Source organism: Pantoea sp. JGM49, assembly GCF_018257655.1.
GTDB classification, from domain to species: Bacteria; Pseudomonadota; Gammaproteobacteria; order Enterobacterales; family Enterobacteriaceae; genus Pantoea; species Pantoea communis.
On the sequence record NZ_JAERJM010000006.1, the window covers coordinates 272,784 to 285,483 of the forward strand.

Sequence of the window (12,700 nt, forward strand, 5' to 3'; positions counted from 1 at the left end):
ATGAACATAACCACCATCGCCAGCATTACACTGCCCGCGTTTTACGATAAAGCCCGCAACCTCAACAACCTGCTGAGTTGGATGGAACAGGCAGCACAGGAAGGTGCCGACCTGGTGGTGTTTCCGGAGCAGGTTTTACAAGGCTATCTGCCGGATACGCTCAACTGGAACGGCGAAGCGGTGGCGTGGCAAATGGCGCAAGCCGAAGTGGTGACCGAAGGTGAGAGCGTGCAGGCCATGAAAAAGCTCGCCACGCAACTGGGCTTGCATGTGGTTTTCGGCATGACCGAGCGCCATCCTGAACGTGCCGAAGTACTGTTTAACAGTGCGGTGCTATTGGGGCCAGACGGTTTGCTCGGCGTGTATCGCAAAGTGCATCAGCCGGGCGATGAGAAGCACGTCTACTATCCTGGCAGCGATTTTCCGGTGTTCAGCACGCCAATTGGCCGCATTGGTATGTTGATTTGCTACGACAAAGTGTTCCCGGAAAGCACTCGCGAGCTGGCGCTGAAAGGCGCGGACATCATGATCATGCCCACCGCATGGGGCTATGCCGGAGACGGCAGTGCAGGCGATGCCGATCCCATGGTGGATAGCTACACGCTGTTTGGCCGTGTGCGCGCACTGGAAAATCAATGCTGGATGATCGAATCCAATCTGTGCGGCCAGCACGGCAATCTTCACTATCACGGCCACAGCCGCATTATCGATCCGCTGGGAAATATCGTGGCTGACAGTGGCACCACGGAAGGCATGGCGATTGCCCGCGTCGAGGTGCAGTCCGCCATCCTGCGCGCCCGCAGCAGCGACTATCTCGGCTATCACTTCCTGAAAGATTACGTTGCGGTACAGGCCCCGCCTTCGCCGTTGACGGTTCACAATCGCCACGCGCGACCTTTGGGGGAAAACCATGAGTAAAGTTCTGGAAGCCGCTGGCATCCACAAAAGCTATCCCACGCCGGAGGGTGAGGTGACGGTGCTGCGCAACCTCAACTTCCATGCCAATCGCAATGAATTCGTCTCATTTGTCGGGCCCAGCGGCTGCGGCAAATCGACGCTGTTCAACATCATCACCGGGCTGCTAATGCCCGACAGCGGCAGCATTTTGCTGAAGAATCGCGAAACCACCGGCACGCCGTCACCGGAACTCGGTTATGTGCTGCAAAAAGACCTGCTGTTCCCGTGGCGTACGGTGATCGACAACGTGATCCTCGGTCTGGAAGTGCGCGGCATGCCCAAAGCACAGGCGCGAGCCAAAGCGCGTGAACTGTTCGAACTCTACAAAATGACCGGTTACGAGCAGAAGTATCCGTCGCAGCTTTCCGGCGGCATGAAACAGCGTGTGGCATTGATGCGCACCATGGTCACCAACCCGGAAATCATCCTGATGGATGAGGCTTATAAGGCGCTGGACTACCCGCTCAAAATCTCGCTGGAAAGTGAATTGCTGAGTGTGGTGAAAGAGCAGCACAAGACGGTGATCTTCATTACGCATGATATCGAAGAGGCGGTCACGCTGTCGGATCGTGTTTACGTGATGAAAGCGCGCCCCGGTGAAATTGTGCAGGAGATTGAGGTCGATCTCGGCACGGATAGCCTGTCGATACCCGAACGCCGCCTGTCGCCGCGTTTCAATGAGTATTATGAGCATATCTGGCGCAGCATCGGCATTCAGCCTGAGCCGGTTAACTAACGAGAGGACGACATGACAATGAACTCAGTGTCTACACGCCCTACGGTTGCGGCGACGGCAAATCGCAGTTCGCGAGAAACCTTTTTCCGCTCAGCTAACGCACGTCGCTACACGCTGCTGTTCTTACAGATGGCGATTGTGGTGCTGCTGTTGGGAGGTTGGGAGCTCGGTGTGCGCAGTGGCAACATCAACGCCTTCCTGTTCTCCAGCCCCTCACAGGTATGGGAGGTGCTGGTCCAGCGCTTTCAGTCCGGTGAAATAGTGACTGATGTGCGCGTCACCGCCGTTGAAACCCTGGTGGGGTTTGCCGTGGGCGCGATTGGCGGCTCTATCCTGGGGTTGCTGCTGTGGTACTCGCGCTTTATCTCTGACCTTGCCGCGCCGTTTATCGCCGCGATTGGCTCAATTCCGGTACTGGCGATTGCGCCGATGACCATCATCTGGTTCGGCACGGAGATGCTTTCCAAAGTGGTGATTGTGGCGTTTTCCTGCGTGGTGGTGTCACTGACCACCTCTTATAAAGGCGCGATGCGCACCGATCCCGATCTCATCAACCTCCTGCGATCCTTCAACGCCGGACGCGGCACCATTTTCTTCAAGCTGGTGGTGCCATCCGCGATGTTATGGGTGCTGTCGGGCTTACGGCTTAACGTTGGCTTCGCGCTGGTCGGTGCCATCGTCGGTGAATACATCTCTTCGGATAGCGGCGTGGGTCATATGATCCTGCTGGGGAGTTCCAATTTCGGTATGAACATTGTGCTGGCTGGCATCGTGCTGGTCATGCTGATGATGCTGTGTTTCAACGCGCTGGTGGCATTTATTGAACGCCTCATTCTCTCCTGGGACAGGAAATAATCATGAAAAAATTCCGTTTAGCTACGATCTCTGCCGCAGTTTGTCTGGCTTCTCTGGTAAGTGCGCACGCGGCTGACACGCCAGTGCGCATCAACCAGGCGTTTCAATCGCTGCTCTATCTGCCGTTGTATGTGGCACAGGAGCAGGGCTTTTTTAAACAGCAGGGCGTTGATGTGAAAATCAGCACCGGTGGCGGCGGGGCGCAATCCTGGGCGGCGGTGATTGGCGGCTCGGCAGATTTCTCGATTCAGGATCCGGTGTTTGTGCCGAAAACCCGTGAAAACGGCGGCAAGGGGGTGGTGGTGGCCGGGGTACAGAACGCGCCAACCATCTTCATCTTCGGCAAAGAAGCGGCTTCTTTGCAGGACAATTTGTCACTGCTCGCGGGCAAACGTGTGGTGACCAGCCCGCAACCTGATACCACCTGGGCGTTTATGAGTTATCTGATCAAACAGAACAACCTCAAAGACGTGAAGCTGGTGCATGTGGCGATTGGCAATGAGATCCCGGCGGTGGCGGCAGGTCGTGCAGATTACGCGTTAGCGGCGGAGCCACAGGTCACCATGGCCGAAAAGCAGAACGGCTTGCATGTGGCTTATTCGTTCTCAGCCGCGCAATCCTGGTATCCGTTTGCCTTCTCTAGCCTGACGACCACACAACAATATATTGATAAGAATCCACAGGCCGCGCAGGCCGTCGTGACCGCCTTTGAACAGGCCTCACGCTTTATCTACAAGCATCCGGCTGAGTCGGTGACCATTGCACGTAAATACTTCCCGGCGTTGCCCGAGGAGGTGGTGAAAACCGCAGTGCAGCGTGAAATCGATGCCAAAGGCTATCCGGAGAACGTGCTGGTGTCGCAGAAGGCCTGGGATAACAACATGAACATCGCGCTGTATGCCAAAAACATCAAAGCCTATCCCTCTGAAGCCACGTCATATCAGAACAACGTGAACACGACGCTGGCGACTAAGGCCAAAGAAGCGGTCGATGCGATGGGCGATAAGTAAGTCCTCACCTACCTTCGAAAAGTGATGGGCGCACCGCTGTGCGCCCGCAATAAAAGAGGATTGATTATGGATGCACTGACACTTCGACTGGCATTGATACAGCGCCATTGCGCGGCTGATGCGGTTGAGCTGGAACACCTGCTTACCGATTGTGAAGCGCGTGCGGCGGGCGTTAGCGCCTTTGCTGCGCAACATTTCGCGCCAACGCTGCAGCCGGCAAACGCGTGGGTTTCATCGCTGCATCCGCCGCTGAAGTTGCCTCATGAGTGAGTTAATCGATGCCTCAATGCTGACGCTGGCACAGCAGTTGCGCACACGGCAGACCAGCGTGCCAGAGCTGGTCGAAGCCTGTCTGGCGCGTGAAGAAACCACGCGCGATCTCAATGCGTTCAATGAAGTCTATGTGTATCAGGTACGCCAGGCAGCCAAAGCCAGCCAGCGCTTGCTGGAACAGGGTTATGATTTGGGCCCGCTGCATGGCATGCCGATTGCCATCAAAGCCAATATCGATTTGGCCGGTGAGGAGATGCACGCGGGCAGTCAGATACTCAGTGGCAATATCGCCCAGCGTGATGCGGTGGTGGTGCAACGTCTGAAGCAGGCGGGCGCGTTAATCATCGGCAGCACCAACATGCATGAATTCGCATGGGGCGGCACCACCAACAATCCGCACTACGGTGCCAGCAGCAATCCCTGGGATGATGCCCGCATTCCTGCCGGTTCCAGCGGCGGTTCGGGGGTCGCCGCCTCGGTGCGCAGTGCGCTGGCAACGTTGGGCACCGATACCGGGGGATCGATTCGTTTACCGGCTTCGATGAACGGGATCACCGGTCTGCGCCCGGGCGTGGGGCGACTCTCCACGGAGGGCATTTTTCCTCTCGCCACCAGTCTTGATACCGTTGGGCCGCTGGCTCGTTATGCCGAAGAGTGTGAAGTGCTGTTTAATGTGCTCGACGGCAAAACACAGCCGCTGACAGCATTACCGGAACTGGCCGGATTGCGTATTGGCTTACTGCCGGATGTGCAACAGCAGGTGCAGCCTGATGTCGCGACTGCCTATGATCAAATGGTGCAGTGGTTGAGTGCGGCGGGTGCACGCTGCCAGACGCTGAGTTTGACCGGGCTTGAGCAGGCGGTGAATGCGCTAGTGCTGATCAACCTTGCGGAACCGGCTTCACTGCACGCCGCCTGGCTTGCTGACCGTCCGCAAGAATACGGTGCGGATGTGCGTAAGCTGCTGCAAGCGGGACTCGCCATTACCGCAGTGGAGTATCTGCAGGCACAACGTTTCCGCACCGGTTTACGCCAGCAGTTGTTGCAACATTTGAATCAGGTGGATGTGATTCTGGTGCCGACGCTGCCATTTACCGCACCGCATAAAGGACTGGAAGCGATTCGAATGGGAGACCGCGAAGAGAGCGTGTTGACCGGCAACATGCGTTACAACGCGCTGGCAAGTCTGTCAGCACTGCCCGCTATCAGTCTGCCTGCCGGGTTTGATCATGCAGGGATGCCCATTGGCATGCAGCTCATCGGACGTGATGGCGCTGAGCGCAAACTGCTCGCTTTCGCGCGTCGATTCCAACAGGAGCACGATTATCATCTGCAAACGCCAACCCGGCTACGTGCGTGAAACCCATTCCGCTGCGCGACCTGTTAATCCTGCTGCTGGTGGTCAACGGCTGGGCTTTTAACGTTATCGCCATGAAGTTTGGCCTGATGGAACTGCCGCCGCTGTTCATGATGACGCTGCGTTTTGTGCTGGTGGCGGCCCTGCTGCTGCCGTTTCATCGCCTGACGTGGCGTCAGTTACCTGGCATGATGCTGCTGGGATTCACCTTTGGTTTTGTGCATTTCGGGTTAATGGTGATTGGCATGCAAACCACCGATGCGGGCACCACCGCCGTGTTTATCCAGATGGGCACGCCGATCGCCATGCTGCTGGCAGCATTCTGGCTCAAAGAGCGACTGCGCTATCAGCAAATCGGCGGCGTAGTGGTGGCGTTTTTGGGCGTGATGATTCTTGCGGGCAGTCCGGCGCTGTCGCACTGGCAAAGCATTATGTGGTTATTGATGAGCGCCTGTGGTTGGGCATGCAGCACGGTGCTGATCAAGCGTTTGCCGCCGATTGCACCGCTGGCGATGACGGGCTGGCTGTCACTGTTTGCCATTCCACTGGTGGGGGTGAGTTCGCTACTCACCGAGCAGCACCAGTTCACTTTGCTACTCGCAGCGGGTTGGCGCGGTTGGCTCGGGGTCATCTACAGCGCGCTGGGTTCGTCCATCCTCGCTTATTCATTGTGGTATGGCCTGCTGAAACGCTATCCCGCCAGCCAGATTCTGCCCTGGTCACTGCTCAGCCCGGCGCTGGCATTACTGATGGGCGTGGCAATTCTGCATGAATCGCTGGATCACAGCAAAGTGATCGGCACGCTGCTGATTGTAGGAGGGATATTGCTGGCAGTGGTACGAGGCACAGTCATGAAGAAGAGGGTGGTCGTGTAATTGGGATTTTTCAGCCGGAATGCCCAGAACTCTTTATATAAGAGGGTTATATCGGCATATCACTCAAACCTGCTATGCGGCATGTAAGGCGCGCACGTCGCCTCAAAACCGCGAGTTAATTCCCCTATCTTCCTGATTATTGCTCTCCTATTTAATTAACTCCCTCAATACAACGCTTTATTAATGTCTGGCACTAATATTTATAAATGACTGCTATTAATCTGATTCGAACAGAAAACCCTTCACTATTTTTGTGTAAACAGTCACAGTATCGACCAATTAAAATGAAAGCGTAAAGTAAAGAGAGAATATGAAGGTTATTTGACTATATAACCTTTTGATAAATATATATACCAGTAATGCATATAAACCCCGTTGCTTTTGAGCGTAGAACATCAATCAAGCATAAACAACTGCAACTTAACATAAGTGTATGTGAGACGTGACATGTATTCTAACGCGATATGGATCATGCTGGAGAAGTCAGTCAATATCATCGGGCTGATATATATCAATTCATTAATGGCTAAATACATTGGCCCGGATAACTTTGGCAAGATAAATATCGCCACCTCGCTGTTTATCTTTGTACAGACGTTGTCATGGTTTGGTGGCCAGAATATTATTTTTAAACGCATGAGTGAGAGAGCCCGTTCAGGTATCTCTTTGGCGATGCATACGCAGAATCAGAGACGTTTTTTCTTTCTCATCTCCTCAAGTGCAGTACTCACGTATCTCTACTTCTTTACGGATCTCACGGTCTTTATCTTTGGCGTTGCCAACTGCATCGCGACGTATTACATCGTGATGGACTTCTTTTCGATCTATAACAACACTCAATTAAAATCAAAGATCAATACGATTACCAATGTCATCGGATTGTCTTTGGCACTGATGGCCAGATTTTACATATCTCACTTTGAACTGCCGATTTACTATTTCACGATACCTATCATCATTATCCCTCTGGTCCCTTACGTCATGCGCCTTGTGTACTTTAGGCAGACCACAGCAGTCAATGAAAGTAGTAAAGGTGCTGTGATGTATAAACGTCATATGTTGTATACCGGCGGGGCCTTAATTCTGTCGAGCATATCAGCGGATATCTACACGCAGATTTCGAGTATTTTTCTGGCTAAAATGATCTCTTACTCAAATCTGGGAATCTATAGCGTTGCATTAACCATAGGAGGCGCCTGGTCATTTATCGTATTGGCATTAATAACGAGTTTCTTCTCAAAGATTTACAATGAAAAGAATCAACCTGCTGTAGATGAATTACTAAGTAAAATCAACAGGATTGTAATCCTGCTGTCTCTTGTTGTGCTAGGTGGGTTCTATCTGTTTGGTGATGACTTTATCCATTTGCTTTATGGCAATAAGTATATGGAATCTGCCGAAATTATACCCATCATCATTATTGGCACGATGTTCTCGTCACTGGGAACGATCTGCTACCGGTATATGATTAAAGAGTCCGGATACAACTACCTGGCTAAGAAGATGTTTTTATGTTGTGTATTAACCGTGCCATTTTCCTGGGTCATGATCCGTTCCTTCGGAATTAATGGCGCTGCATACTGTTTTTTGATTGTTGAAATTTTGTCTTGCACGTTACTGAATTACTTTTTCAAGAATAGAACAATCATCAAAATGCACCTCAACATTTTTAAAACGAGATAATTTCAATGAGAATGATAAAACACACAGTTAAGTCAGCTCTGAAAATTAGCGCTAATATTTCACCAGAATTCTGTGCTAAAGCCCACTACTACATTAAATTCAAGAAGAAACTTAATTTAACCAATCCTACCAATTTTAATGAAAAGATTCAGTGGCTCAAGTTCAATGAGCTGAACAATGATATCTACACTCGCTGTGCGGATAAGTATAAAGTCAGAGAATATATTTCATCCAAAGGCTGCGGTCAAATTCTGAATGAGCTTTATGGCGTCTACGATAGTCCTCAAGATATTGACTATGCTGCACTGCCTGAAAGGTTTGCGCTCAAGTGCAATCATGGTGCAGGCTACAACATCATTTGTAGTGATAAATCCTCATTAGATGTTGATAAAACCAACCGGCAGTTGAGCAAGTGGTTAAGTGAGGATTTCTCATCACATTTTATTGAGCCACAGTACCGAAAGATTGAGAGAAAGATTCTCTGCGAAAAATTTATCGAGAATGAACGCGGTGGTTTTCCAGACGACTATAAGTTTTACTGCTTTAACGGTAAACCCTACGCCGTCATGGTTTGTGTCGGCCGTGAAAAAGGCACGCCTAAATTCTATTACTTTGACATGAACTGGAATCCGCTACCCTTTGAGGATACGGTGAAGTTGATTAATAAGTATGACCTGCCCGAGATGCCTGAGGGCTTTGTAAAAATGAAGCAGTATGCAATGAAACTGGCGAGCGATTTCAAATTCGTGCGCGCTGATTTCTATCTTCTCAATGGCGAAGTCATTTTTGGTGAACTGACATTTACGCCTTCAGCAGGTCTGGATGTCTCCCTTCAGGAAGCGGATGCCATTTTGGGTGGGCAACTGAGGTTGTGATTGGTGTGCATGGAGCGCCCCAGACAGAGTAGAGTTAACTCTGGCAGTTGATGAATAGCGGTTCGGGGATTGAGGGCGGCATAATGAAGCACTCAATCCCTTTTCATTTATTGATTCAGTTCCTGCAACAGGCGTGTATTCATGTACAGCTTCTCGCGCCCATAACTTTTCTCTTCTAATACGCCGATTCCCACAAGCTGTTTCAAATAAGCGGATGCCGTTTGACGTTTAGCGGTAGCCAGTCGCTGTACTGCATGGTAACAATCCAAAAAACTATTTGGTGAGGCACCATAGGGGTCCCATTGATGCTGTTTGTCCTGCATTAACGCCAATAACCCGTTCTCAATTTCCGTTTGCTGAAGTAGAGGCTGATCGGAATGTAACACCACGGCCTGACCGTGCAGCCAGGGCAAGGAGGCGGCAACGGTACGGTTGTTCTCCAGAGCGGGACGCCAGATGGCCAGCATGTCGATGTCACCCTGATGTAACGCCTGTCAGAGAAGTTTGATGGCACTACTATTTGCCATGGCTGTGTAAGTAAATCCCTACCGTTTAATCAGTAACTGTTGACTCAGAATGGTCTCACCTTGCGTTTCGATCAGCACGCAATAAAACGTATTTTGTTGTTTATTCTGGCTGACTGATGAGGTTGACATTGATGATTCGTTACGCGGGTGAAAAGATAAAGGTAGTATTACTGGATGACCACCCGATGATTCGATTATCACTGGAAATGGCAGCCAGCCACTATCCCGATATGCAGATCACCGGCAGCTTTTCCCATAGCCACGAACTCTTATCATGGTTGCAAAAGAACGCTGCTGATGTGCTGGTGCTGGATTATATTTTGGGTGGCGATGAGCTTGATGGTTTGTCGTTAATAAAACAGATCTTATCACGCCATCCAACATTAAAGATTTTACTCTCGTCCTCCATGGAAAGCCTGGCGGTAATACGTGCCGCCTTTATGAGTGGAATCAAAGGCTATATTTCTAAACGTGAAGAGGCGCAGACGTATTTTGAAGCCATCCGTGTGATTGACAGAGGGCTGCGCTTTATTCCAGATAACATTGAAAGTGAATTAAGCAAAATACCGGTGCGAAAGCGCGATGGCGCGGTATTAGATGGGCCGCTGTATCAGGCCAACGGCGAGAAGCTTTCGCGACTGGATACGCTGTTATCGCCGCGTGAAGCGGAAGTGATCCGTTGTTTCCTTGATGGCATGCAGGTAATTGAGATCGCAGAAAAATTAAAACGCAGCCGTAAAACCATCAGCGGGCACAAGCAATCGGGGATGAAAAAACTGGGGCTGACCACCGATTTAGAATTGTTTAAATACCGCGATCATCTTTTCTAACATTCAATTTTTTATTCCATTCAGCAGAGACTGGATGGTTTTACGTCAATCAGGAAGTATACACCTTATCAACACCTTGGCCGCGTCACTTTTAAAGGTGAACCGCCGCAAAACAAAGGTGAGAATCAAGTGCGTATGTCAAAGCAGTGGCAATGTATTACAGGGCAACAGCAATGCCTTAGCCGCAGTCACCGCCAGCCATGACTCGGTACTCACCGATAACGTCCGCACTGACACCACCAGCCGTATCGCACTGGCATTAAACAGCGGTTCCTCGCTTGCAGGTACGATGACCGGTTTAGACAGCTTCAGTATTGATGGCAGCGGTGGCGGGTTCGTTGAGCCGTCGGCACAGTTGAGCACGCTGTGGGCGGAGAGTGATAGTTTCCGCTTTGATAATGGCCTGGCTGGCCGTAGCGGTTCGGCACGCTCGCAACGAGTTGCGCTGCACGGCGTCGTGGGCAAGTCACTGACCTTATCCCAGGGGGCGCAGTTAACGCCGTGGGTAAGGTTATCAGCGATTCAGGAGCTGGAAAGCAACAACCATATGACCCTTTTCGATCAGCGTTTCAGCAATGATCTGGCCTGTACGCGCGCAGAGATGACATTGGGGATGTCTGCTCAGCTTCAACCTGATCTACAGCTTTATACTGAAGCAGCGACCAGCAAAGCACGGCATATGAACAGCCCTTAAAATGCGGCTTTCGGTGTGCGCTGGAGCTGGTAATCACAGATATCTGGCGGCATCTTGTCGCCGGAATTTTGCTCAACAGATAAGTACTCTACTACAGCCGGTACAGTGTTCGCGGGCTAAGGTGATAAGCATGCAAAGACGTTTATTCACCCTCTGAAAGGAACATCAGAACGCCATGAAAACCGCCATTATCATCGATGAACCACCCAGACCACTGCCGCGAACGCGTGATGGCGCTGAAAAACAGCGGCATCGCCGTCTTAGCTGAATGCTTGCCTGTGGTTGAAGCGCTGGATCAGGTTCAACGACGGTGTCCGGACTTGCTGGTGGTTAATCTCATCAACAACATTGAAGGATTAACGCTGCTGTCCGCATTTCGCGCACTGAGTGGTGCCATGAAAATTTTGGTGATAGCGGCACCGCACAGTGGGCATTTCGCGCAGCGTTGTCTGGACGCGGGTGCCGATGGCTATGTCATCGCCTCGGATCAACTCAGCGAATTCAAAGAGGCGGTGCGCATGGTGATGCGTGGTTACAGTTTCGCCCCAGCGCTGGATTTTCCGACTGCAGCCGATCGTCGCCATGGGGCCAGTGATGAGCAACGCTTACGCATGCTCTCCGCGCGCGAAATGACGGTGTTGATTTTGCTGGCAAAAGGCATGGGCAATAAACAGATTGGTGCGCAACTGTCGCTCAGTGAAAAAACCGTCAGCACCTATAAACATCGCCTCAAAATAAAGCTGAACATCACCTCATTAGTGAAACTCATTGACTTCGCGCGGCGCTATCATCTGCTGTAGCAGTACTCACAGTCTTAATCAGAGCCCTTCCAGGCATCGAACAGCATGACGATGTGCCGTGTGTGGTTGATGAATGGGTGATTGACGAAACCCCATTGCAGCACCCAATCAACAACCATTCATCAACAGCCCTCAATCAGTGGTGCGCCTCAGCGAATAGTGCACGAATTCAAACAAATTTATCGGTAACGTACTCAGCTTCATCCCTTTTCGGAACCACAGTTGTATGAAAAATCTGTCAAAGCTGGTTATCACTTTAGGCCTGTTTTTAGCCGTCAGCGCTCAGGCTGAAGCACAAGGATGCCTGAAAGGCGCGATGATTGGTGCCGCAGCGGGGCATGTTGCGCACCATGCCGTGATGGGCGCGGTAGGGGGCTGTGTCGTGGGTCACCACATGGCCAGTAAGAAGCAAAAGGAAGCTGAGGCCAAACAGCAGCAACAAAAGTAATTGGCAGATAAACGCTTCCGGTTTAACGTGATGCTTGCAAGTTTAACCGGAGGCGATTCGCTTATTCGCATCCCACATCCACATCATCTGCGAAATCGCCTTGTTGAGTTCCTCAATGCTGGCGCCGTCGCGTGCCTGAATCGATAAACCAAACATAAAAGTGCTTAGAGATGCCGCCAGCGCGCTGACATCAACGTCCGGCCGCAACTCGCCTGCGGCAACGGCACGCTCTATCGCGGCGGCGATTCCGGCTCGGGTGCGATCGCGCGAGCGTGCCAGCGGTTCGGTCACGGCGGCATGTTCGGCGGAGGTGGCGCTCATGGCACCGAGGCCAACCATACATCCGGTTGGATGGCCTGGCTCGCACTGCATCTGCGCTGAGCGTCGCAGCGAGGTTTCCACGGCTTCACGTCCCGTCAGATTGGTATCCCACAGGAATTCCGTTACCTGACCAAAGGTCGCGAGATAGCGCTGCACGCACTCACGGAATAATGCCTCTTTCGAACCGAATGCGGCATAAAAACTGGGTGCGGAGATGCCGTTATTGATGCTGGCCTTGAGCTGATTCAGTGAAGTCGATTCGTAGCCCTGCTGCCAAAACAGATACATCGCCTGTTCGATCGCCTGGTCTCGATCAAATGTTCTCGGGCGTCCCATCGTTGCCATCGCGTCCTCATGTTTAATGCGTGCAGTGGATTACTATACTAAACGATACATAACTCGTTGACAAAGCGAACATGCCTGATTAGTGTATCGATCGCTATATTAATCCAGATCGCT

Annotated in this window: 14 protein-coding genes and 1 pseudogene; 13 read left to right on the forward strand and 2 right to left on the reverse strand. The window is 51.6% G+C overall.

Features of this window, described 5'->3' with window-relative positions; translation table 11 throughout:
* The 9 genes from JK231_RS13165 (at nucleotide 1) to JK231_RS13205 (ending at nucleotide 8,621) form a co-directional block, all read left to right on the forward strand.
* Nucleotides 1-918, forward strand: a complete 918-nt coding sequence (locus JK231_RS13165) for a carbon-nitrogen hydrolase family protein (protein ID WP_211728771.1) — start codon at nucleotides 1-3, stop codon at nucleotides 916-918.
* On the forward strand, nucleotides 911-1,693 hold the full coding sequence (locus tag JK231_RS13170; RefSeq protein ID WP_034822435.1) for an ABC transporter ATP-binding protein: 783 nt from the start codon (nucleotides 911-913) through the stop codon (nucleotides 1,691-1,693). Before JK231_RS13165 ends, JK231_RS13170 begins: the two co-directional genes overlap by 8 nt.
* 12 nt (nucleotides 1,694-1,705) lie before the next feature.
* Complete coding sequence (locus JK231_RS13175) at nucleotides 1,706-2,548, forward strand: ABC transporter permease (RefSeq protein WP_211728772.1); 843 nt, start codon at nucleotides 1,706-1,708, stop codon at nucleotides 2,546-2,548.
* Nucleotides 2,549-2,550: 2 nt separating this feature from the next.
* The gene (locus tag JK231_RS13180; protein ID WP_034822438.1) at nucleotides 2,551-3,558 is read left to right on the forward strand and encodes an ABC transporter substrate-binding protein; all 1,008 of its coding nucleotides are present in this window, start codon (nucleotides 2,551-2,553) and stop codon (nucleotides 3,556-3,558) included.
* 66 nt (nucleotides 3,559-3,624) lie between these two features.
* A complete protein-coding gene (locus tag JK231_RS13185; protein WP_211728773.1) occupies nucleotides 3,625-3,828 on the forward strand; it encodes a hypothetical protein in 204 nt (67 codons plus the stop codon).
* Nucleotides 3,821-5,191: an amidase gene (locus JK231_RS13190; protein ID WP_211728774.1), complete on the forward strand. Its 1,371-nt coding sequence runs from the start codon at nucleotides 3,821-3,823 to the stop codon at nucleotides 5,189-5,191. The genes JK231_RS13185 and JK231_RS13190 overlap by 8 nt, the downstream gene beginning before the upstream one ends.
* Nucleotides 5,192-5,196: 5 nt before the next feature.
* Nucleotides 5,197-6,063 (forward strand): DMT family transporter, encoded by an 867-nt coding sequence (locus JK231_RS13195; RefSeq protein WP_211728827.1) that lies wholly within the window; start codon nucleotides 5,197-5,199, stop codon nucleotides 6,061-6,063.
* Between the two features lie 447 nt (nucleotides 6,064-6,510).
* Nucleotides 6,511-7,746: a polysaccharide biosynthesis C-terminal domain-containing protein gene (locus tag JK231_RS13200; protein ID WP_211728828.1), complete on the forward strand. Its 1,236-nt coding sequence runs from the start codon at nucleotides 6,511-6,513 to the stop codon at nucleotides 7,744-7,746.
* A gap of 5 nt (nucleotides 7,747-7,751) precedes the next feature.
* Nucleotides 7,752-8,621 (forward strand): ATP-grasp fold amidoligase family protein, encoded by an 870-nt coding sequence (locus tag JK231_RS13205; RefSeq protein WP_211728775.1) that lies wholly within the window; start codon nucleotides 7,752-7,754, stop codon nucleotides 8,619-8,621.
* Between the two features lie 107 nt (nucleotides 8,622-8,728).
* On the opposite strand, the pseudogene JK231_RS13210 reads toward JK231_RS13205, so the two are convergent.
* Nucleotides 8,729-8,854: pseudogene (locus JK231_RS13210) on the reverse strand (Fic family protein); the annotation flags it as partial.
* Nucleotides 8,855-9,279: 425 nt separating this feature from the next.
* Between JK231_RS13210 and JK231_RS13215 the strand changes: the two are divergent.
* The 4 genes from JK231_RS13215 to JK231_RS13230 all read left to right on the forward strand — a co-directional run bounded on the left by JK231_RS13215 (nucleotide 9,280) and on the right by JK231_RS13230 (nucleotide 11,920).
* The gene (locus JK231_RS13215; protein WP_211728829.1) at nucleotides 9,280-9,978 is read left to right on the forward strand and encodes a response regulator transcription factor; all 699 of its coding nucleotides are present in this window, start codon (nucleotides 9,280-9,282) and stop codon (nucleotides 9,976-9,978) included.
* Nucleotides 9,979-10,096: 118 nt separating this feature from the next.
* Nucleotides 10,097-10,672, forward strand: coding sequence for an autotransporter outer membrane beta-barrel domain-containing protein (locus JK231_RS13220; RefSeq protein ID WP_211728776.1), 576 nt, complete (start codon nucleotides 10,097-10,099; stop codon nucleotides 10,670-10,672).
* 197 nt (nucleotides 10,673-10,869) lie between these two features.
* A complete protein-coding gene (locus tag JK231_RS13225; protein ID WP_211728777.1) occupies nucleotides 10,870-11,472 on the forward strand; it encodes a response regulator transcription factor in 603 nt (200 codons plus the stop codon).
* 226 nt (nucleotides 11,473-11,698) lie between these two features.
* Nucleotides 11,699-11,920: a hypothetical protein gene (locus JK231_RS13230; RefSeq protein ID WP_058960781.1), complete on the forward strand. Its 222-nt coding sequence runs from the start codon at nucleotides 11,699-11,701 to the stop codon at nucleotides 11,918-11,920.
* A 42-nt stretch (nucleotides 11,921-11,962) separates the two neighbouring features.
* On the opposite strand, the gene JK231_RS13235 is transcribed toward JK231_RS13230, so the two are convergent.
* Complete coding sequence (locus JK231_RS13235) at nucleotides 11,963-12,586, reverse strand: TetR/AcrR family transcriptional regulator (protein WP_211728778.1); 624 nt, start codon at nucleotides 12,584-12,586, stop codon at nucleotides 11,963-11,965.
* Nucleotides 12,587-12,700: the final 114 nt, after the last annotated feature.

Excerpts from the sequence above, each read along its gene's own strand:
- JK231_RS13185 (WP_211728773.1), top strand. The coding sequence starts at position 3,625 with ATGGATGCACTGACACTTCGACTGGCATTGATACAGCGCCATTGCGCG.
- JK231_RS13165 (WP_211728771.1), top strand. The coding sequence starts at position 1 with ATGAACATAACCACCATCGCCAGCATTACACTGCCCGCGTTTTACGAT.
- JK231_RS13215 (WP_211728829.1), top strand. The coding sequence starts at position 9,280 with ATGATTCGTTACGCGGGTGAAAAGATAAAGGTAGTATTACTGGATGAC.
- JK231_RS13235 (WP_211728778.1), bottom strand. The coding sequence starts at position 12,586 with ATGGCAACGATGGGACGCCCGAGAACATTTGATCGAGACCAGGCGATC.
- JK231_RS13170 (WP_034822435.1), top strand. The coding sequence starts at position 911 with ATGAGTAAAGTTCTGGAAGCCGCTGGCATCCACAAAAGCTATCCCACG.
- JK231_RS13190 (WP_211728774.1), top strand. The coding sequence starts at position 3,821 with ATGAGTGAGTTAATCGATGCCTCAATGCTGACGCTGGCACAGCAGTTG.
- JK231_RS13175 (WP_211728772.1), top strand. The coding sequence starts at position 1,706 with ATGACAATGAACTCAGTGTCTACACGCCCTACGGTTGCGGCGACGGCA.
- JK231_RS13225 (WP_211728777.1), top strand. The coding sequence starts at position 10,870 with ATGAACCACCCAGACCACTGCCGCGAACGCGTGATGGCGCTGAAAAAC.
- JK231_RS13205 (WP_211728775.1), top strand. The coding sequence starts at position 7,752 with ATGAGAATGATAAAACACACAGTTAAGTCAGCTCTGAAAATTAGCGCT.
- JK231_RS13230 (WP_058960781.1), top strand. The coding sequence starts at position 11,699 with ATGAAAAATCTGTCAAAGCTGGTTATCACTTTAGGCCTGTTTTTAGCC.
- JK231_RS13180 (WP_034822438.1), top strand. The coding sequence starts at position 2,551 with ATGAAAAAATTCCGTTTAGCTACGATCTCTGCCGCAGTTTGTCTGGCT.
- JK231_RS13200 (WP_211728828.1), top strand. The coding sequence starts at position 6,511 with ATGTATTCTAACGCGATATGGATCATGCTGGAGAAGTCAGTCAATATC.